Source organism: Roseateles cavernae (genome assembly GCF_040187885.1).
Lineage (GTDB): Bacteria > Pseudomonadota > Gammaproteobacteria > Burkholderiales > Burkholderiaceae_C > Roseateles_E > Roseateles_E cavernae.
Genome location: NZ_JBDPLH010000003.1, coordinates 383,606 through 403,024 on the forward strand (window position 1 = coordinate 383,606; position 19,419 = coordinate 403,024).

Annotated in this window: 13 protein-coding genes; 11 read left to right on the forward strand and 2 right to left on the reverse strand. The window is 70.0% G+C overall.

Going from position 1 to position 19,419, the window contains the following annotated elements; genetic code table 11:
• Window positions 1-17: 17 nt before the first annotated feature.
• Entirely contained in the window at window positions 18-968 is a 951-nt protein-coding gene (thiD, locus tag ABGI63_RS12395; RefSeq protein WP_349742700.1) for a bifunctional hydroxymethylpyrimidine kinase/phosphomethylpyrimidine kinase, read from the reverse strand.
• 184 nt (window positions 969-1,152) lie between these two features.
• On the opposite strand from thiD, the gene ABGI63_RS12400 reads away from it, so the two are divergent.
• From ABGI63_RS12400 to ABGI63_RS12430, 7 genes are all read left to right on the forward strand, one after another.
• The gene (locus tag ABGI63_RS12400) at window positions 1,153-1,305 is read left to right on the forward strand and encodes a rubredoxin (protein ID WP_349742898.1); all 153 of its coding nucleotides are present in this window, start codon (window positions 1,153-1,155) and stop codon (window positions 1,303-1,305) included.
• Between the two features lie 61 nt (window positions 1,306-1,366).
• Window positions 1,367-1,750 carry a response regulator gene (locus ABGI63_RS12405; RefSeq protein ID WP_137943168.1) on the forward strand — a complete coding sequence of 128 codons (384 nt, stop codon included), beginning with the start codon at window positions 1,367-1,369 and terminating at the stop codon, window positions 1,748-1,750.
• A 50-nt stretch (window positions 1,751-1,800) separates the two neighbouring features.
• A complete protein-coding gene (locus ABGI63_RS12410) occupies window positions 1,801-2,166 on the forward strand; it encodes a response regulator (RefSeq protein ID WP_137943167.1) in 366 nt (121 codons plus the stop codon).
• Between the two features lie 6 nt (window positions 2,167-2,172).
• Complete coding sequence (locus tag ABGI63_RS12415) at window positions 2,173-2,694, forward strand: chemotaxis protein CheW (protein WP_349742701.1); 522 nt, start codon at window positions 2,173-2,175, stop codon at window positions 2,692-2,694.
• Window positions 2,695-2,743: 49 nt separating this feature from the next.
• Window positions 2,744-5,011 carry a methyl-accepting chemotaxis protein gene (locus ABGI63_RS12420; protein ID WP_349742702.1) on the forward strand — a complete coding sequence of 756 codons (2,268 nt, stop codon included), beginning with the start codon at window positions 2,744-2,746 and terminating at the stop codon, window positions 5,009-5,011.
• 39 nt (window positions 5,012-5,050) lie between these two features.
• Window positions 5,051-10,831, forward strand: coding sequence for a hybrid sensor histidine kinase/response regulator (locus ABGI63_RS12425; protein ID WP_349742703.1), 5,781 nt, complete (start codon window positions 5,051-5,053; stop codon window positions 10,829-10,831).
• A gap of 86 nt (window positions 10,832-10,917) precedes the next feature.
• Entirely contained in the window at window positions 10,918-11,949 is a 1,032-nt protein-coding gene (locus ABGI63_RS12430) for a GGDEF domain-containing protein (protein WP_349742704.1), read from the forward strand.
• Window positions 11,950-11,965: 16 nt separating this feature from the next.
• Here ABGI63_RS12430 and ABGI63_RS12435 read toward each other — a convergent pair whose 3' ends face one another.
• Window positions 11,966-12,988, reverse strand: coding sequence for an extracellular catalytic domain type 1 short-chain-length polyhydroxyalkanoate depolymerase (locus tag ABGI63_RS12435; protein WP_349742705.1), 1,023 nt, complete (start codon window positions 12,986-12,988; stop codon window positions 11,966-11,968).
• A 147-nt stretch (window positions 12,989-13,135) separates the two neighbouring features.
• On the opposite strand from ABGI63_RS12435, the gene ABGI63_RS12440 reads away from it, so the two are divergent.
• Genes ABGI63_RS12440 through ABGI63_RS12455 form a run of 4 tightly spaced genes read left to right on the forward strand, consistent with a single transcriptional unit; the run spans window position 13,136 to window position 19,397 of the window.
• Window positions 13,136-13,807, forward strand: coding sequence for a TetR/AcrR family transcriptional regulator (locus tag ABGI63_RS12440; protein WP_349742706.1), 672 nt, complete (start codon window positions 13,136-13,138; stop codon window positions 13,805-13,807).
• Window positions 13,808-13,810: 3 nt separating this feature from the next.
• Window positions 13,811-15,241, forward strand: coding sequence for an efflux transporter outer membrane subunit (locus tag ABGI63_RS12445; protein ID WP_349742707.1), 1,431 nt, complete (start codon window positions 13,811-13,813; stop codon window positions 15,239-15,241).
• Window positions 15,238-16,314, forward strand: coding sequence for an efflux RND transporter periplasmic adaptor subunit (locus ABGI63_RS12450; protein ID WP_349742708.1), 1,077 nt, complete (start codon window positions 15,238-15,240; stop codon window positions 16,312-16,314). The genes ABGI63_RS12445 and ABGI63_RS12450 overlap by 4 nt, the downstream gene beginning before the upstream one ends.
• Window positions 16,314-19,397, forward strand: coding sequence for an efflux RND transporter permease subunit (locus tag ABGI63_RS12455; RefSeq protein WP_349742899.1), 3,084 nt, complete (start codon window positions 16,314-16,316; stop codon window positions 19,395-19,397). Before ABGI63_RS12450 ends, ABGI63_RS12455 begins: the two co-directional genes overlap by 1 nt.
• Window positions 19,398-19,419 lie beyond the last annotated feature (22 nt).

The following is a 19,419-nucleotide window of genomic DNA, read 5'->3' on the forward strand; positions in this document are numbered from 1 at the left end:
AGATTCAATGCAGGCGCTCAGTGCATGCGGCGGGGCGGCCGGCCCGGGGGTTCGTCGGCCACCAGCGGTTCCAGCGGGTCGATCAGGGTGGCCTCGGCGCCTTCCTCGTCCTCGGGCGGCAGGGCCCAGAAGAAGCGGTCGGGCAGCACATTGCCCATGCCGGGCCGGAAGCCGGCATCGAGCGACTGGTCCAGGAAGGACAGGGCCTCGGCCACGGCGCTGTGCACCTCGGCACCGACCGACAGCAAGGCGGCGATGGCGGCCGACAAGGTATCGCCGGCGCCGATGAAATTGACCTCGAAGCGCTCGAACTTCTCGCCGGTGATCGGGCCCTGGGCATTGGCCAGCACGTTGTCGATGAACTGGTTGGGCAGGGTGATGCCGGTCACCAGCACATGCTCGGCGCCATGCTGGCCGGCGGCGACGGCCAGCTCGCGCGGCGAGGCCGGACGGTCGGCATCCCAGTCGGGCAGCAGGAAATCGGTCAGGGTCTTGTGGTTGCCCACCAGCACATGGGTCTGCGGCAGCACCAGCTCGCGGAAGGCATCCAGATAGCTCTGCTGCTGCTCCTCGTCCAGCCAGGAGATCGCGGGCAGATAGGCGACCAGCGGAACATCAGGGTAATCACTGAGGACCTCGGCCACCGCGCTGACACCCTCGGCGCTGCCAAGGAAGCCGACCTTCCAGGCCGTGATCGTCACGTCCTCCAGGATGCTGCGCGCCTGCTCGACCACGGTGTCGCTGTCCAGCACATGCTGGTCGAACACCTCGGCGGTGTCGCGCAGCAGGATGGCGGTGACGACCGGCAGCGCATGCGCGCCCATCGCGGCGATGGTGGCGATGTCGCCGGCCAGCCCGCTGGCCCCGCTGGGCTCGCTGGCGTTGAAGCTCATCACGCAGGCCGGGGCGGGGGATTCTTGCTCTTCGGGGGGCAGGGCGGGGTCGGTGGGGAAGTCTGCTGTGCTCATGGTCAGGAAGGGATGAAAGGTCCTGTTACCAGGGACCCAAACAATGCGTGACTAAGCACCGCTAAGCATCGAAATGGCTGTTGCATCCGTGCCTACTCTCCCCATGGGGGGCAAAGTCGGGCTGGCTACAATCTTCGCATTGTAGTGAGCAAGCGATCCCACCGTGACCGAAGCAAGTACCTGGATGTGCCTGATCTGTGGCTGGATCTATGACGAAGCCACCGGCGATCCGGAGCATGGCATTGCAGCGGGCACCGCCTGGGCCGATGTGGACATGAATTGGACCTGCCCCGAATGCGGCGCTCGCAAAGAAGACTTCGAGATGGTGCGTATCTGATTGATCGACGGCATGGCCTCGCTTTAGGAGAATTCCATTGGACTCGCAGGCACCGGCAGGCATGAGCGCGGGCGTTATCTCCAAGGTGCTGGTCATCGATGACAGCAACACGATACGCCGCAGCGCCGAGATTTTTCTGAAGCAGGCCGGCCACCAGGTGGTGCTGGCGGAAGATGGCTTTGACGCGCTGTCCAAGCTCAGCGACTACCAGCCCGATCTGGTGTTCTGCGACATCCTGATGCCGCGCCTGGATGGCTACCAGACCTGTGCCATCATCAAGCGCAATCCCCTGTTTGCCGGCGTGCCTGTCATCATGCTGTCGAGCAAGGACGGCCTGTTCGACAAGGCGCGAGGCCGCATGGTGGGCTCGCAGGACTATCTGACCAAACCCTTCACCAAGGATCAGCTTTTGCAGGCGGTGCAGCAGCACCGCCGCGCCGGCTGAATTCTTCAATCCACAGGGATGCCCTTTAGAGGCAGCGCGAGGAGCACGAGATGCCTATCCAGAAGATATTGCTGGTGGATGATTCCAAGACCGAGTTGCACCATCTCAGCGAGATGCTGCTCAAGCGCGGTTACGAGGTGCGCACCGCCGAGAACGGCGAGGAGGCGATGAAGCGCCTGGCCGAGGAAAAACCCGACCTGATCCTGATGGATGTCGTGATGCCGGGCCAGAACGGCTTCCAGCTGACCCGCGCGATCACCCGTGACGAGCGCTTCGCCGATGTGCCGGTGATCATGTGCACCAGCAAGAATCAGGAGACCGACAAGGTCTGGGGCATGCGCCAGGGCGCGCGTGACTATGTGGTCAAGCCGGTCAAGTCAGAGGAATTGCTGGCCAAGATCAAAGCACTCGGCTGAGCGCGTATGAGCAATAAGCAAGCCCTGCGCGAACTCCAGCAACGCCTCGCGCAGCGCATGCAGGCCGCGCGCGAGCAGCCGCAGCAGGCGAGCTGGCTGGCGGTCGAGTGCGCCGGCATGCCGCTGCTGTTCTCGCTGCTGCAAGCCTCCGAGATCTTCACGCCGGTGCCTCTGCAGACCGTGCCCTATGCCCAGCCCTGGCTGCTCGGCGTGGCCAATCTGCGCGGCGGCCTGCACACGGTGGTCGATCTGGCGGCCTTTCTGGGCCTGCGCGAAGCGGCGGCGGTGACCCGTTCGGAAGGGGCGCGGCTGATCGCGATCAACCCCGACCTGGGCATCAACTGCGCGCTGATGGTCGACCGCCTGCTGGGCCTGCGCGGCGCGATGCAGGCCGAGACCGTCGACGCGGCGACGCCGCGGCCGCGTTTTGCCGGTGGTGTGATGCGCGATCAAGAGGGCCGTCGCTGGCAGGTGATAGACCTGGAAGCGCTGGCCAGACACGAGCAGTTTCTTCGGATTGTGGCCTGAGCGTGCCGCTTGAGCGGCCGCTGTCAACCACCGACTTCACGAGGGTGAGATGAGCTTCCTGGACAAGATCAAGAATCTGGGCAAGACCGAGGACGCCACGTCCGCCGGGTCTTCGCACTCGGCCGCCATGCCTCTGGGCACGCTCAGCGGGCCGCTCAGCGAGCCGGCGCGCTCCGAGTCCTCCATCATTTCCGAGGCCGTGCCGACCGAGCTGGCCGGCACCGAGTTCCCCGAGACCAGCAGCGCCTTTGCCAGCACCGTCGCGGCCGAAGGCGGCGCGGCGGCGGCCTTCGCCCCGGCGGCCAAGAGCGGGCGCCAGGCTGTGCTGACGGCGTTGGTGGCCTTCGGCCTGATCGGCACGGCGGCCAGCGTCAGCCTGATCCTGGTCAACGCCAACCGCAGCTCGGCCCAGGTGCGCGCCACCGGCCAGGCGCTGATGCAGTCGCAGCGCATGGCCAAGTCGGTGTCCTCGGCCCTGGTCGGCAATGCGGCGGCCTTCGGCGAGCTGCGCGAGAGCGTCGGCGTGCTGACCGGCATCGTGCCCCAGCTGCGCGAGGGTGCTCAAGGCCAGGCGGCGGTCCAGCAAGGCCTGGACGAGGTCGAGCCGCTGATCACCCGGGCCGACAAGAACGGCAAGGTGGTGCTGGCCCAGGAGAAGGTGCTGACCCAGGTGGGCCAGGCCTTGCGCAGCATCAACCGCCAGAGCTCCGACCTGCTGGAGAGCGCCGAGGCCGTCGCCTCGCTGTCGCTGCAGCAGGGCGCCTCGCTGGGCGAAATCTCGGCGGTGGGCCAGCTGGTGATGCTGACCCAGCGTATCGGCAAGAGCGCCAACGAGTTCCTGACCCAGGAAGGCGTCAGCCCCGAGGCGGTGTTCCTGCTCGGCAAGGACTTGAACACCTTCAAGGAAATCACCGAAGGCCTGCTCAAGGGCAACCCCGAGCTGCGCCTGCCCGGCGCCCGCGACCCGGAGCTGCGTGAACGTCTGAACACCCTGCTCAAGCAGTACGAGGACACCCGCACCCAGGCCGCCGCGATTCTGTCGAATCTGCAGGGCCTGGTGTCGGCCCGCGAGGCCCAGTCCAGCATCCTGGCCGACAGCGAGCCGGTGCGCCGCAACCTGGAGCAGATCGCCGCCGAGCTGGAGGGCGGTGGTGGCATCACCTGGTGGAGCGGCCTGCTGCTGCTGGCCTCGCTGGCCGCGCTGGTGGTCGGTGCGCTCGGTTTCCTGCGGCTTTATGTGTCCGGCCAGGCCCAGCGGGCGGCGATGGCCGAGGCGCAAAAGCGCGAAGCCGAGGCCCAGGAACAGGAAGCCAAGCGCGTCAACGACGCCAATCAGGCGGCCATCTTGCGTTTGATGAACGAGCTGCAGGCGGTGGCCGAGGGCGATCTGACCCAGCAGGCCACCGTGACCGAGGACATCACCGGCGCGATCGCCGACTCGGTGAACTACACGGTGGAAGAGCTGCGCAGCCTGGTCAGCCAGGTGCAGAGCACGGCCGCCCGGGTGACCGACACCACCGGCCAGGTCGACCAGACCTCGACCGAGCTGCTGGCCGCCTCGACCGAACAGCTGCACGAGATCCGCGCCACCGGCGAGGCCGTGCTGCAGATGGCCGGCCGCATCAATGAGGTGAGCGCCCAGGCCCAGCAGACCGCCGAGGTGGCGCGCCAGTCGCGCCAGGCGGCCGAGACCGGCCGCGAGGCGGTGCAGAACAATATCGGCGGCATGAACTCGATCCGCGAGTCCATCCAGGAAACCTCCAAGCGCATCAAGCGCCTGGGCGAAAGCTCGCAGGAAATCGGCGAGATCACCGAGCTGATCTCGGACATTACCGAGCAAACGAACGTGCTGGCGCTGAATGCGGCGATCCAGGCCGCCTCGGCCGGCGAGGCCGGTCGCGGCTTCTCGGTGGTGGCCGAGGAAGTGCAGCGCCTGGCCGAGCGCTCCGGCGACGCGACGCGCCGGATTGCCGCGCTGGTCAAGACGATTCAGACCGACACCCAGGATGCGGTGGCGGCGATGGAGCGCTCCACCGTCGGTGTGGTGCAGGGGACGAAGCTGTCGGATGCGGCCGGTAGCGCGCTGGAAGAAATCGACACCGTGTCGCGCCGCCTGGACCAACTGATCGCGCAGATCTCGACACAGGCGCTCAGCGAGGCCCGTGCCGCCAACGAGGTGGCCGCCAATATCCAGCATATCTTTGCCGTGACCGAACAGACCGGCGAGGGCACGCGCTCGACCGCCCAGATGGTGCACGAGCTGTCGCGGTCGGCCGAAGCCCTGCGCGCTTCGGTGTCCCGCTTCAAGATCGGTTGAGCGCCTGAGCGCCGCCCCAGCATAGACGACAAGGCAAGCATGGACCTCCCGCGCGATTCCGAGTTTCCGGCCGATCTCAGCCCGCTGGCCTGGGTGCAGGAAGAGCTGCGCCGCTCGCTGGAGTCGGTGCACAAGACGCTGCGCCGCTTTCTGCGCGAGGCCGATGGCCGGGTCTCGGTGCTGGGCATCGACGCGCCGGCCAGCCCGCCGCTGCTGGCGGCCGCCGCCCAGCTGCACCAGGTCGCCGGCGTGCTGGTGCTGGTGGGCCTGCCCGGCGGCGCCACGGTGCTGCGCGCCGCCGAGACGGCGGTGCAGAACCTGGCCCAGCAGCCGCTGAACATCGATCTTGCGACGGTCGAGATCATCGAGCGCGCCGACTTTGCGCTGCTGTCTTTTGTGGCCCGCCTGCTGGCCGGCAACAAGACCTCCAGCCTGGCGCTGTTCCCGCCTTACCGCGAGCTGCAGACGCTCAACGGCGCCGAGCGCATCCACCCGGCCGATCTGTGGCCGCAGGAGTTCGCCTGGCGCGAGCTGCCCGCAGATGGCCAGGCCAAGCCGCTGGCGCCGGAGGCCGTGCGCCGCGCCTTCGAGGCCACCTTGCTCAAGCAGATGCGCACACCGCAGCCCGAGCATGCGGCCCTGCTCAGCGATCTGTGCGCCGGTCTGGCGGCCGGACTGACGGCCTCGCAGGCGCGCACCCTGTGGCAGCTGGCAGCGGCGCAGTACCAGGCGCAGTCCCAGGGCCTGCTGAACCCCGATACCTATGCCAAGCGGCTGGGCTCGCGCCTGCTGTCGCAGCTGCGCGCCGGCGGCGCGGCGGCCTCGCAGCGCCTGGCCCATGATCTGCTGTTCTTCTGTGCCCAGGCGCGCCCCGATCCCGCCGCCGCGCGGCTGATGGCGGTGCGCGAGGCCTATGGCCTTGGCGAGGAGTCCGGCGGCAATTACGAGGACGATTCGCTGGGTCGCATCGACCCGGCCTGGGTTGCGCAGGCGCGCCGGCGTGTCAGCCAGGCCAAGGAAAGCTGGTCCTCGGCGGCCGAGGGCGAGACCCACCGTCTGGCCGGCCTGGACGAACAGTTCGCCGGCCTGGCCGAATCGCTGGGCCGGCTCTTCCCGAGCGGCGAGGTGCTGGGCGAGACGCTGCAGCGCGCGGTCGTCGCGACCCTGCGCTCGAACCAGCCGCCCAAGCCCGATCTGGCGATGGAAGTGGCCACCGGCCTGCTGTACGTCGAGGCGGCGCTGGACGATGCAGCCTTCGACCAGCCCGAGCAGGCCGAGCGCGTGCGCCGGCTGGCGCAGCGGGTCGAGGCGGTCTCGCATGGTGAGTCGCCGGCGCCGCTGGAAGCCTGGATGGAGGATCTGTACCGCCGCGTCTCGGATCGCCAGACTCTGGGCAGCGTGGTGCACGAGTTGCGCGCCAGCCTGTCCGAGGTCGAGCGCCTGGCCGACGAGTATTTCCGGAACCCGAGCCAGCGCCAGGTGCTGATCCCGGTGCCGGGCCAGCTGCAGACCATGCGCGGCGTGCTGACCGTGCTGGGCCTGGACCAGGCGGCCCAGGCCACCGTGCGCATGCGCGACGAGGTCGATGCGCTGGCCAATACCGAGGTCGATCCCGAGCTGGCCGGCCCGCGTGAGCTGTTCGAGCGCCTGGCCAACAATCTGGGCGCGCTGGGATTCATGATCGACATGCTCAGCGTCCAGCCCCAGCTGGCCAAGCGCATGTTCCATTTCGACGAGGCCACCGGCCGGCTCGACGCGGTGATGGGCCGGCGCAGCGATGCGGTCAGCCTGCCGCCGCTGGACAGCGCGGCCGAGCCCAGCCTGATGAGCCAGGTGCAGGCGGCCGCCCAGGCTGCGGCCGATGGCGAGCGCCCGGCCGAGGAGCTGGCGCGCGATCTCGAGCGGCTGTCGCAGCAGGCCCGCGCCGCCGACGAGCCGGGCCTGGCCCATGCGGCGCAATCGGCCCAGCGCCTGCTCGACGAGGCCCTGCCGACCCTGCCGCTGGCGCTGGACGCGTCGGCGCAAGACCTGGCCCCGGTGGCTGACGGCGAGCTCGACACCGCGTTGGCCCAGGCCGCGCAATCGCTCAACCAGTTCCTCGAAGCGCATGCCCCGGCGCCGGCGGCCGTGCCGGTTGCAAGCTCGGTGCAGCTCGACGAGGACATGCTGCCCATCTTCCTGGAGGAGGCCGAGGAGGTGATCGCCAATGCCCGCGAGGCCCTGGCATTGCTGGAGCAGGATCACCACGACCTGGAGCAGCTGACCACGGTGCGACGGGCCTTCCACACGCTCAAGGGCAGCTCGCGCATGGTCGGGCTGAACGCCTTCGGCGAAGGGGCCTGGGCCTGCGAACAGCTCTACAACACCCGCATCGGCGAGCAGACCGGCGCCGACCCGGCGCTGCTGGCCTTCACCGCCGAGGCGCTGGACTATCTGGCCGACTGGTGTGAAGCGATCACCAGCCGCCGGCCCGGCCCGCACCAGCCCGACGGTCTGCGCAACAGCGCCGATGCGCTGCGCCTGGAAGGCCGCGTGCTGCCGCTGGACTGGCCGAGCTCGGGGGCAGTGCCGCTGAGCAGCGAGCCCGAGTTGCCGGCCGAGCCGGAGCTGGCTCAGCCTGTCGAGCCCGAACCCGAACCCGAAGCCGAACCCGAACCCGAGCCGGAACCGGAAGCGGAAGCGGAAGCGGAAGCGGAAGCCGTGCCCGAGCAGGAGGCCCTGCCCGTGCCCGAGGTGCTTGCCGACGATGCCGGCTTTGTGCTGGATCTGCTGCCGCCGACCGCGCCGAGCGCCGCGCCGGCATTCGAGCTGCCCGAGTTCGAGCTGCGCCTGGATCTGGGTGAGCCCGAGCCCGAGGTCGAGCCGCTGCTGCATTCCGCTGCGGCACCGCTGCTGGAGCTGGTGCCGCCCGCCGAGCCGGAGCCTATCGAAGAGCCCGAGGCGGAGGACAGCGTCAAGGTCATCGGTCCGCTGCGCATCAGCATCACGCTGTTCAATATCTTCCTCAACGAGGCCGACGAGCTGTCGCGCCGGCTCTCGACGATCCTGGCCGAATGGGCGCTGGAGCTGGCCGTGCCGGTGCCGGCCGACGCCGAGGCGCTGGCCCATGCGCTGGCCGGCAATGCGGCCACCGTCGGCTTCGAGGACCTGTCGGCGCTGGCGCGCGCGCTGGAGCATGCGCTGGGCCGCGCCGCCCAGGCAGGCTCCTACGAGGCGCAGGATGCCGAGCTCTTCGTCGGCGCGGCCGACGATCTGCGCCGCCTGCTGCACCAGTTCGCCGCCGGTTTCCTGAAGACGGTCGAAGGCGATCTGCTGGTGCGTCTGCACGACTATCAGCCGGCACCGGTCGAGCTGGTCGACTCCGGGGTCATGGGCTTGGAGCCGCCGCAGGACTTCGCGGCCCGCGCCGAGCTGGCCGCCAAGGACGAGGCCGGCTTTGTCGGCGGACAGCCCGACGACATCGATGCCGAGCTGTTCCCGATTTTCGAGGAAGAGGCCCAGGACCTGCTGGAGCAGCTGCATGCCAGCCTGCGCGACTGGCTGGCCAGCCCGCAAAGCCGCGCCCGGGCCGATGCCTGCATGCGCTCGCTGCACACCTTCAAGGGCGGTGCACGCCTGAGCGGTGCGATGGGGCTGGGCGAACAGGCCCACAAGCTGGAGTCCAGCGTCGAGGCCCTGCTGGGCCGTCCCGAGCTGGATGGCGGCGATCTGCGCGAGCTGCAGTCGCAGGCCGATGCGCTGGAAGCCAGCTTCGAGCAGCTGCGCCGCCGGCTCAAGCAAGGGCCTGCCGAGACCCCGGCTCCGGCCCCCGCGCCGGAAGCCGAGCCGGTCGTCGTGGTTCCCGTGGCTGCGTTGGTCGAGGACGATGCCTTGGTGGTCGAGGAGCCGCTGACGCTCGATGCCGGCCCGCAGATCGACTGGTCGCGCTTCGGCCGGGGCCTGCCGGCCGGGGCCGAGGAGGCCGCCGCTGTGTCGGCCCAGCCGCTGGTGCGGGTGCGCGGCGCGCTGCTGGAGCGCATGGCCACCCAGGCCGGCGAGGTCAGCATCCGGCGCGCGCGCCTGGAGTCCGAGCTGGCCCAGATGAAGAGCGCGCTGCTCGATCTGGACGACAACCTGGATCGCCTGCGCAGCCAGCTGCGCGAGCTGGAGGTGCAGGCCGAGGGCCAGATGGGCTCGCAGCAGGAGGCTGCCAAGCTGGCCGGGCGCGACTTCGACCCGCTCGAGTTCGACCGCTACACCCGCTTCCAGGAACTGACCCGCATGCTGGCCGAGTCGGTCAACGACGTGGCCACCGTGCAGCGCTCCTTGCAGCGCAATGTGCAGCTGGGCGAGGACGAGCTGGCCGGGCAGTCGCGGCTGACGCGCGAGCTGCAGGACGATCTGCTGCGCACCCGCATGGTCGAGTTCGATGCCAGCCTGGCCGAACGTCTGCACCGTGTGGTGCGCCAGGCGGCGCGCGAGTCGGGCAAGCAGGCCACGCTGACCATCGTCGGCGGCCATATCGAACTGGACCGCAGCGTGCTGGAGCGCCTGACCGGCGCCTTCGAGCACCTGCTGCGCAACAGCCTCAGCCATGGCATCGAGACGCCCGAGGCGCGCGTCGCCGCCGGCAAGCCCGAGAGCGGCACGATCACGCTGCGCCTGGCCCAGGAAGGCAACGAGGTGCTGCTGGCCTTCAGCGATGACGGCGCCGGCCTGAACCTTGCGCGCATCCGCGAGCGCGCAGAGATGCTGGGCCTGATCGCCCAAGGGGCCGAGCTGGAAGACAGCGCGCTGATGGAGCTGATCTTCGCGCCGGGCTTCTCGACCGCCAGCGAGGTCACCGAGCTGGCCGGCCGTGGCGTCGGCATGGACGTGGTGCGGGCCGAAGTCAGCACGCTGGGCGGCTATGTCGACATCCATTCGACACCGGGCCAGGGCGCGGGCTTCGATCTGCGCGTGCCGCTGACGACGGCGCTGACCCAGGTGGTGCTGCTGCGCTATGGCGAGCACAAGGTCGCGGTGCCGGCCGCGCTGATGGAATCGGTGCAGCGCCTGCCGCTGGACAAGGTCGAGCAGGCCTACAACAGCGCCAGTCTGCAGCAGGGCGACACGACGCTGCCCTTCTACTGGCTGGGCGGCCTGATGAAGCACAGCGGCCGCGGCGTGCTGCTGGGCCGCAGCCTGCCGGTGGTCTTCATCAAGAGCGCGCATCAGCGCCTGGCCCTGCATGTCGACGAGGTGCTGGGCAACCAGGAAGTGGTGATCAAGAACCTCGGCCCGCAGCTCAGCGGCGTGCCGGGCCTGGCCGGCATCAGCCTGCTGGCCTCCGGCGATGTGGCCCTGATCTACAACCCGGTGGCGCTGGCCCATTGGTACGGCGCGGCGGCGCAAAGCCATGCGCAGCAGGCGGCCGTCAGTGCGGCCTCGCCGCTGGACGCGCCCGAGGTGCTGGCACCGCTGGTGCTGGTGGTGGACGACTCGCTGACCGTGCGTCGCGTCACTCAGCGCCTGCTGGAGCGCGAGGGCTACCGGGTGCAGCTGGCCAAGGACGGCATGGATGCGATGGAGAAACTGTCCGGCGACGAGCTGCCGGCGGTGGTGCTGTCCGACATCGAGATGCCGCGCATGGACGGCTTCGATCTGGTGCGCAATATGCGTGCCGATGCGCGCCTGGCCGGCCTGCCGGTGATCATGATCACCTCGCGCATCGCGCAGAAGCACAAGGACTACGCACAGGAGCTCGGTGTCGACCACTACCTGGGCAAGCCCTATGACGAAGAGCTGCTTTTGGATCTGATAGGCAGATACACTTCGTCGCAAATTGCGGTGACGCAGTAGAAGCCGATCCTGGACCAGATCCGGGGCATCATGGAACAAGGCAAGGCGCCCTTTGTGGCGCCTTGTTCGTGTCTAAGTCGGGCGCCATGTCTGAAGTCGTTGAGCATCTTGCCGAGTTGACCGGATTCAGGGATCGTGACGTGATGGACGTGACCCTGGTCTCGGCCCTGCGCGATCTGGTCGAACCGCTGTCGGTGGCGATCTTCCGGCTGGTCGGCGAGGCCGGTCAGGAGCGCTGGCTGACGCGCGCGCGCCTGGTCGGCGACGCGGCGGTGGCCAGCGCCGACTCGGTCTGGGCCGAGCGCCTGCCCAGCGCCCAGTCCCACCCCGACCGGCTCGACTGCATGCACGAGCGCCATGTGCTGCAACGCCGCGAGGGCGAGCACTGGCTGACCTTGTTCCCGATCGCCACCGAGCGCGAGGTCGTCGGGGTGCTGGAGATCGAGTCGCGCGACAAGCTGAAGAACTCCGACCAGCGCCTGGTCGGCAGCATCCTGCGCATCTATCACAACTTCCAGGGCCTGCTGGACTACAGCGAGCGCGACACGCTGACCGGCCTGCTGAACCGCAAGACCTTTGACGAGAGCTTTCTGAAGGCCGTCGGCAACGGCTCGCCCGTCAGCGCGATCGAGCAGGCCGACGACGGCCGCCGCCACGAGGGCCAGCGCCCGAGCTACTGGCTGGGCGTGATCGACATCGATCATTTCAAGCGCGTCAACGACAACTTCGGCCACCTGATCGGCGACGAGGTGCTGCTGCTGCTGTCGCGCCTGATGCGCAACAGCTTCCGTTTCCATGACCTGCTCTACCGCTTCGGCGGCGAGGAGTTCGTCGTGCTGATGCGCTGCACCGACGAGCTCGACGCGGCCCAGGCCTTCGAGCGCCTGCGCCTGAATACCGAGGCCTACCAGTTCCCGCAGGTCGGCCGCATCACCGTGAGCGTCGGCTTCACGCCGGTGCGCCCCGAGGACTCGCCGGCCAGCGCCTTCGAGCGGGCCGACCGCGCGGTCTATCACGCCAAGAGTGCCGGCCGCAACCAGGTGCAAAGCCATGCGGCCCTGCTGGCCATGGGGCTGATGCAGGAGCCGGCCAAGCTCAGCGCGGTCGAGCTGTTCTGAGCTCTGGGGCGGCCCCTCAGCGGCGGAACTGCCGGGCCGCGAAGGCCCACACCATGCGCGAAGCATCGGGCCCCTGGCCGTCGCCAAAGGGCTGGCTGGCCAGGCCGCCGCTCCAGGCATGGCCCAGCCCGTCCACCTCGACCAGGCTGGCCACGGTCGCCGCGCCGCGCTTGAAATCGGTCACCGTGCTCGGATAGCGCTTGCCGCGCCGCACGCTGCGCGGCTGGGCCGCGCGCGCACCTGCGGCCTCGGCCCAGGCCTGCACGGCGGCGCGCCCATTGCTGAGCGCGACCACGGCGTCACGGCTGCCATGGATGACCAGCAGTGGCGGCCAGGGGCTGGGCGCCGGCGCGGCCGCGGGCGCTGATGCCGGCAGCGGCTGGGTGGCGCGCCGGCCCCGCATCGCACCGAGCGCCGACAGGCCTGAGTCGGCCGTGCCAGGCGGAATGCCCGAGTGCATCACCACGGCCTTGAAGCGCTCCGGATACCGGCTCGCCAGCAGCGCCGCCATGCTGGCCCCGGCCGACAGGCCCGCCAGCGCGACGCGCTCGCGGTCGGCCGGGTAGAGCAGGCAGACCTGGTCGACCGCCTGCAGTATCAGCGCGGCCTCGCTATGGGCGCGACCCGAGCGGGTGTCGAACCAGTTCCAGCAGCCCTGGGCATTGGCCAGCCGGTCCTGCTCCGGATAGAGCACCAGAAAGCGCTCGCGCGCGGCGACCCGGTTCATCCGGGTGCTGGCGGCAAAGCCTGGCGCGGTCTGGCCGCAGCCGTGCAGCATCAGCAGCAGCGGCAGTCGTTCCCCGGGCTTGAGCCGCAAGCCCGGCGGGCGATACAGCCAGTAGCGCCGCAGGCCGGCCGGGCCCATCACCGCGCCGGCCAGCCAGTCGCCATCGCCGGGCGGTGGTTGGCGGCTGGCCAGCGCCGGCTTGATCGCCTTGGCAACGGCCCGGCGGCCGGCGCGCAGATTCGAGCGCGCCAGCGCCGACCAGCTCTGCTGCATCAGCCGGGTCCAGGCGGCGGCGGGCTTGCGTTTGGCCATCGGAGGCGTGTTCCGGAGTGCAGGGCAGGCCACCCTAACAGCTCGGACGGGCGGGCTTTGTGTCATGCCACACACAGGCCCGGGCGAATCTGAAGTCTTCATGAGCCCTTAATCAATCGATTGATTAAATTCCCTTATGATCGCGCCATGTCCAGTTCCGCCCCCTCCCAGCCCGGCACCCGCGAGCGCATGCTTGCCGAGGCCACCCGCATCTTTGCGGACAAGGGCTTCGACAAGGCCAGCACCCGCGAGATCTGCCAGGCCGCCGGTGTCAATATCGGCTCGATCTCCTACTACTTCGGCGACAAGCAGGGCCTGTACCGGGAGGCCCTGGTCCAGCCCATCCTCGATCTGCTGGCCCAGGTGCCGGCGCCCGACGTCGAGGTGCCGCTGCAGGACTGGCTGCGCGGCTTCTACGAGGCCTTGCTGGCGCCGCTGCGCTCCGCTGATGGCAGCGCGGCCCAGCTGATGCGCCTGCTGGGCCGCGAGATGCTCGAGCCCAGCTTGGCTTACGAGCAGCTGTGCGCCCAGCACCTCGGGCCCCAGCATGCGGCGCTGATCGAGATGCTGCGCCAGCGCGTCGGCGCGGCCGAGGCCGATCTGGGCCTGCAGCACCTGGCCCATGCGCTGACGGCCCTGGTGCAGGACTACTGGATGTCGGCCGACTATATGGAGGCGCTGGCCCCCGGTGTCGTCTACGGCCCCGGGGCCTATGAGCGCGTGCTGGCGCGCATGGTGGCCTATGGCTCGGCCCTGGTGGAGCAGGAGCGCCTGCTGCGCCTGCCCCCGCCGCCCCCCTCTACCCACGGAAGAAGCTAGCCCATGAATTCCTCCTTGTTGCACCGGCCCAGGCGGGCCGGTCTGGCGCCGCTGTGCCTGCTCGTTATTGCGCTCGGCGGCTGTGCCGTCGTGCCGGCGCCGCGTGCCGAGCTGCCGGCGCCGCCGGCCTGGCAGGCCGGCTTGCCGGCGCTGCTGCCCCATCAGGGCAGTCCCGAACAGCTGCGCCAGTGGTGGGCGCGCTTTGACGACCCGCTGCTGGCCGAGCTGATCACCCAGGCCCAGGGCGCGAACCCGGGCCTGCAGCAGGCGCTGGCCCGCATCGGCCAGGCGCGTGCCGCCGCCGGCCTCAGCGCCAGCGCCGGCGCGCCGCAGCTGGGCCTGGCCGGCAGCGCCGGCCGGTCCCGCTCGGCCGTGCCCTCGAACGAGCCGGCCCGCGGCCAGGCCAGCCTGGGCCTGGACGCGAGCTGGGAGATCGATCTGTTTGCCCGCGTGCGCCAGCAGGCCCAGGCCGCCGGCGAACGGGCCGCCGCCAGCGAGCTGGACTGGCACCAGGCCCGTGTCAGCCTGGCGGCCGAGGTGGCCCGGCAATACCTGAGCCTGCGCAGCTGCGAGCAGTTGCTGGCCATCGGCGAACGCGAGGCCGAGTCGCTGGGCCAGCTGGCGCTGCTGGCGCGCGACAAGGCCAGGGTCGGCTTCGAGGCGCCGGCCGCCGCCGATCTGCTGGAGGGCGCGGCCGCCGAGGCGCACAGCCGCCGCCTGGCCCAGCGCGCCGACTGCGATCTGGCGGTCAAGGGCCTGGTGGCGCTGACCGCGCTGGACGAGGCGGCACTGCGCCAGCGCCTGGGCGCGGCCACCGCGCGCCTGCCGGCCCCGGCCTTGTTTGCGCTGCCGCGCCTGCCGGCCGAGCTGCTGGCCCAGCGCCCCGATCTGGCGGCCTCGGAGCGCCTGGTGCTGGCGGCCTGGGCCGAGCGCGGCGCGGCCGAGGCCGAGCGCTATCCGCAGCTGCGGCTCAGCGGCTCGCTCAATATCGGCGCGCTGCGCGTGGCCGGCTCGCGCGACGACGGCAATGGCTGGTCGCTGGGCCCCAGCCTGAGCCTGCCTTTGCTGGACGGCGGCGCGCGCCGCGCCCAGGTCGATGCGGCCCAGGGCCGCTACGAGGAGGCGCTGGCGGCGCACCGCGGAGCGCTGCTGCAGGCGGTGCGCGAGGTCGAGGAGGCGCTGGTGCGACTCGATGCAGCCCAGGCCCGCGAAAGCCATGTGGCGGCCAGTGTCTCGGCCTACGAGCGCTCGCTGGCCGGCACGCAGCAGCGCTGGCGCCAGGGGCTGGCCAGCGCGGCCGAGCTCGAAGACGCGCGCCGGCTGGCGCTGAATGCCCAGGCCAGCCTGGTGCAGGTGCAGGAACAACGGGTCGCCGCCTGGGTGGCGCTTTACAAGGCCAGCGGTGGTGGCTGGCAGCAAGGGAGTAGCTCATGAACAAGACAATCGGCCTTATCGCCACAGCCCTGCTGATCGCAGCGGCCCAGGCGCAGACGACAACAGCGGCCAAGGCCAAGCCGGCGCTCAGCGTCAATCTGGTCAGCGCCAGCGCGCAGCAATGGGAGCAGGCCGTGCAGGCCGGCGGCACGGTGGCCGCCTGGCAGGAGGCGGTGGTCAGCGCCGAGCTGTCCGGGCTGCGCCTGGCCGAGGTGCGGGCCCAGGTCGGCGACCGGGTGCGGCGCGGCCAGCTGCTGGCCAGCCTGGCCAGCGAGACGGTGCAGGCCGAGCTGGCGCAGAGCCGTGCGGCCGCCGCCGAGGCCCAGGCCCTGCTGGCCGGCGCCCAGGCCGATGCCGAGCGGGTGCGCAGCCTGCAGGCCAGCGGCAGCGGCGCACTGAGCGCCCAGCAGGCCCAGCAATACCTGGTGCAGGAACAGGCGGCCAAGGCCCGCTTCGAGGCCGCCCAGGCCAAGGTGCGCAGCGAGGAACTGCGCCTGGCCCAGACCCGCATCGTCGCGCCCGATGACGGCCTGATCGCGGCCGCGCCGGCCATCGTCGGCGCGGTGGCGCAGCCGGGCCAGGAGCTGTTCCGGCTGATACGCAAGAGCCGCCTCGAGTGGCGTGCCGAGCTGCCCAGCGCCGAGCTGGCCCGGCTCGCACCCGGGGCCGAGGTCGAGATCGAGCTGCCCGATGGCCAGCGCGCCAGCGGTCGGCTGCGCCTGGTCGGCCCGACCGTCGATGCGCAAAGCCGCAACGGCCTTGCTTATATCGACCTGAGCCCGCACGCCGCCTTGCGTGCCGGCGGCTTTGTGCGCGGCCGCATCCTCTTGGGCCGCAGCCCCGCGCTGGCGCTGCCGCAGGCGGCGGTGCAGCTGCGCGACGGTTTTGCCTATGTGTTCAAGGTCGGCACCGACGGCCGGGTGCAGCAGAGCAAGGTCAGCATCGGCCGCCGCCTGGGCGACAAGATCGAGCTGCTGGCCGGGCTGAAGGCCGGCGAGCGGGTGGTCGCCAGCGGCGTCGGCTTCCTGGCCGACGGCGATCTGGTGCGGGTGGTGGACGGGAGTAAGTCATGATGAATGTCTCGTCCTGGTCGATCCGCAATCCGATCCCGGCCATCCTGCTCTTCATCATGCTGACCCTGCTGGGTCTGGCGGGCTTTCGCTGGATGAAGATCCAGAACTTCCCCGATATCGACCTGCCCACCGTGACGGTCAGCGCGGCGCTGCCCGGGGCCTCGCCGGCCCAGCTGGAATCGCAGGTGGCGCGCAAGATCGAGAACCAGATCGCGACCCTGCAGGGCGTCAAGCACATCTACACCTCGCTGAGCGACGGCATGGCCACGATCACGGCCGAGTTCCGGCTGGAAAAGCCCACGCAGGAGGCGCTCGACGATGTGCGTGATGCGGTCTCGCGGGTGCGCTCCGACCTGCCCGGCGAGATGCGCGATCCGGTGGTCTCCAAGCTGGAGCTCTCGGGCACGCCCATCCTGACCTACACGGTGGCATCGAGCCGCATGGACGACGAGGCGCTGTCGTGGTTTGTTGACAACCAGGTGGCCAAGTCCATGCTGGCCGTGCCCGGGGTCGGTGCGGTCGGCCGGGTCGGTGGTGTCAGCCGCGAGGTGCGGGTCGAGCTCGACCCGGCCAAGCTGCAGGCGCTGAACGCCACCGCCGCCGATGTCTCGCGCCAGTTGCGCCAGATCCAGCAGGAGGCCTCGGGCGGGCGCTCCGATATCGGCGGCGCCGAGCAGTCGGTGCGCACCATCGCCACCGTGGCCTCGGCCGAGGAGCTGGCCGCGATGGACATCGCGCTGGCCGATGGCCGGCGCCTGCGCCTGGACCAGCTGGCCAGCGTCAAGGACACGGTGGCCGAGCAGCGCTCGGCGGCCCTGCTGAACGGCAAGCCGGTGGTGGGCTTCGAGATCACCCGCACGCGCGGCGCCGGCGAGGTCGAGGTGGCGCGTGGCGTCGCGACGGCCTTGCAGGCGCTGCGCGCCGAGCATCCGGAGATCGAGATCGTCGAGGCCTTCAACTTCGTCGACCCGGTGCAGGAAAACTACGACGGCTCGATGGTGCTGCTCTACGAGGGCGCCTTCCTGGCCGTGGTCGTCGTCTGGTTCTTTCTGCGCGACTGGCGCGCCACCATCGTCGCCGCGACGGCGCTGCCGCTGTCGGTGGTGCCGACCTTTGCGGCGATGTATTTCCTCGGCTTCACCGTCAACACCGTGACCCTGCTGTCGCTGTCCCTGGTGGTGGGCATCCTGGTCGACGACGCGATCGTCGAGATCGAGAACATCATGCGCCATCTGCGCATGGGCAAGACGCCTTACGAGGCGGCGATGGAGGCGGCCGACGAGATCGGGCTGGCCGTCATCGCGACCACCTTCACGCTGATCGCGGTCTTTCTGCCGACCGCCTTCATGAGCGGCATCGCCGGCAAATTCTTCGTGCAGTTCGGCTGGACGGCGGCGATCTCGGTGTTCTTCTCGCTGGTGGTGGCGCGCATGCTGACGCCGATGATGGCGGCCTATCTGCTGAAGCCGCCCACCGGCGAGCATCACGAGCCGCGCTGGCTGCTGCGCTACACCGGCTGGGCGCGCTGGTGCCTGCAGCACCGCATCAAGACGCTGCTGGCCACGCTGGTGTTCACGGTCGGCTCCTTCGGCCTGGCCGGCCTGCTGCCGACCGGCTTCATCCCGCCCGATGACCTGAGTCAGACCCAGGTCACGCTGACCCTGCCGCCGGGCAGCAGCTTCCAGCAAACCGCCGAGCTGGCAGAGCGGGCGCGCCAGATCGTGCAGGCCAACCCCCACGTCAAGCTGATCTACACCGCCATCGGCGGCGGCAGCGCCGGCGCCGATCCCTTCGCGATGGGCTCGGCCTCCAGCGTCGGCAAGGCCACGCTGACCCTGAACCTGACCCACCGCGACGAGCGGCCGGGCCTCAGCAAGCAGGCCATCGAGGCCCAGCTGCGCGAGGCGGTCGAGCTGATCCCCGGCGCCCGGGTCAAGGTCGGCTTCGGCGCCTCCAGCGAGAAATACGTGCTGGTGCTGGCCGGCGAGGACGGCCGGGTGCTGGCCGAGCATGCGCATGCCGTCGAGCGCGAGTTGCGCGGCATTCCCGGCATCGGCGCGGTGACCTCCAGCGCCAGCCTGACCCGGCCCGAGCTGATCGTGCGGCCCGACTTTGCGCGCGCCGCCGATCTGGGCGTCAGCGCCGCCGCCATCGCCGAGACGCTGCGGGTGGCCACGGCCGGCGACTACGAGCAGGAGCTGGCCAAGCTGAACCTGGCGCAGCGCCAGGTGCCGGTGGTGGTCAGGCTGCGCAGCGATGCGCGCGCGGATCTGGGCTATCTGAGCCGCCTGCCGGTGCCGGGCAGCCATGGCCCGGTGCCACTGGGCAATGTCGCCAGCCTGGCGCTGGACAGCGGGCCCTCGCAGATCGACCGCTATGACCGGCTGCGCAATATCAATATCGAGATCGAGCTCAATGGCCAGGCGCTGGGCGATGTCGAGCGCCAGGCCTTGGCTCTGCCCAGCCTGCAAAGCCTGCCGCCGGGCGTGATCCAGACCACGGTCGGCGATGCCGAGGCGATGGCCGAGCTGTTCGACAGCTTCGGTCTGGCGATGCTGACCGGTGTGCTGTGCATCTACATCGTGCTGGTGCTGCTGTTCAAGGACTTCGTTCAGCCGCTGACCATACTGGCCGCGCTGGTTCTGTCGATCCCGGGCGCCTTCCTGGCGCTCTATCTGAGCCAGACCGCGCTGTCGATGCCCTCGATGATCGGCCTGATCATGCTGATGGGCATCGCGACGAAGAACTCCATCCTGCTGGTCGACTACGTCATCATCGCTCGCCGCGACCATGGCCTGCCGCGCTTCGAGGCGATTCTCGATGCCTGCCGCAAGCGCGCCCGGCCCATCGTGATGACGACCATCGCGATGGGGGCCGGCATGCTGCCGATCGCGCTGGGCTGGGGGGTGGACCCGAGCTTCCGGGCGCCGATGGCCATCGTCGTGATCGGCGGGCTGATCACCTCGACCTTTCTGAGCCTGCTGGTGATCCCCATCGTCTTCACCTATGTGGACGATGCGGTGCAGCTGCTGCGGCCGGGGCGGGCCAAGGCCTCACAAGCCCTGACTTCCGCCAGGCCCTGAGGCCGGCCCCATACTGGCACGC

Bases quoted from the DNA above. Each gene is read 5' to 3' on its own strand.
- thiD (WP_349742700.1), bottom strand. From the start codon at position 968: ATGAGCACAGCAGACTTCCCCACCGACCCCGCCCTGCCCCCCGAAGAG.
- ABGI63_RS12400 (WP_349742898.1), top strand. From the start codon at position 1,153: ATGTGCCTGATCTGTGGCTGGATCTATGACGAAGCCACCGGCGATCCG.
- ABGI63_RS12405 (WP_137943168.1), top strand. From the start codon at position 1,367: ATGAGCGCGGGCGTTATCTCCAAGGTGCTGGTCATCGATGACAGCAAC.
- ABGI63_RS12410 (WP_137943167.1), top strand. From the start codon at position 1,801: ATGCCTATCCAGAAGATATTGCTGGTGGATGATTCCAAGACCGAGTTG.
- ABGI63_RS12415 (WP_349742701.1), top strand. From the start codon at position 2,173: ATGAGCAATAAGCAAGCCCTGCGCGAACTCCAGCAACGCCTCGCGCAG.
- ABGI63_RS12420 (WP_349742702.1), top strand. From the start codon at position 2,744: ATGAGCTTCCTGGACAAGATCAAGAATCTGGGCAAGACCGAGGACGCC.
- ABGI63_RS12425 (WP_349742703.1), top strand. From the start codon at position 5,051: ATGGACCTCCCGCGCGATTCCGAGTTTCCGGCCGATCTCAGCCCGCTG.
- ABGI63_RS12430 (WP_349742704.1), top strand. From the start codon at position 10,918: ATGTCTGAAGTCGTTGAGCATCTTGCCGAGTTGACCGGATTCAGGGAT.
- ABGI63_RS12435 (WP_349742705.1), bottom strand. From the start codon at position 12,988: ATGGCCAAACGCAAGCCCGCCGCCGCCTGGACCCGGCTGATGCAGCAG.
- ABGI63_RS12440 (WP_349742706.1), top strand. From the start codon at position 13,136: ATGTCCAGTTCCGCCCCCTCCCAGCCCGGCACCCGCGAGCGCATGCTT.
- ABGI63_RS12445 (WP_349742707.1), top strand. From the start codon at position 13,811: ATGAATTCCTCCTTGTTGCACCGGCCCAGGCGGGCCGGTCTGGCGCCG.
- ABGI63_RS12450 (WP_349742708.1), top strand. From the start codon at position 15,238: ATGAACAAGACAATCGGCCTTATCGCCACAGCCCTGCTGATCGCAGCG.
- ABGI63_RS12455 (WP_349742899.1), top strand. From the start codon at position 16,314: ATGAATGTCTCGTCCTGGTCGATCCGCAATCCGATCCCGGCCATCCTG.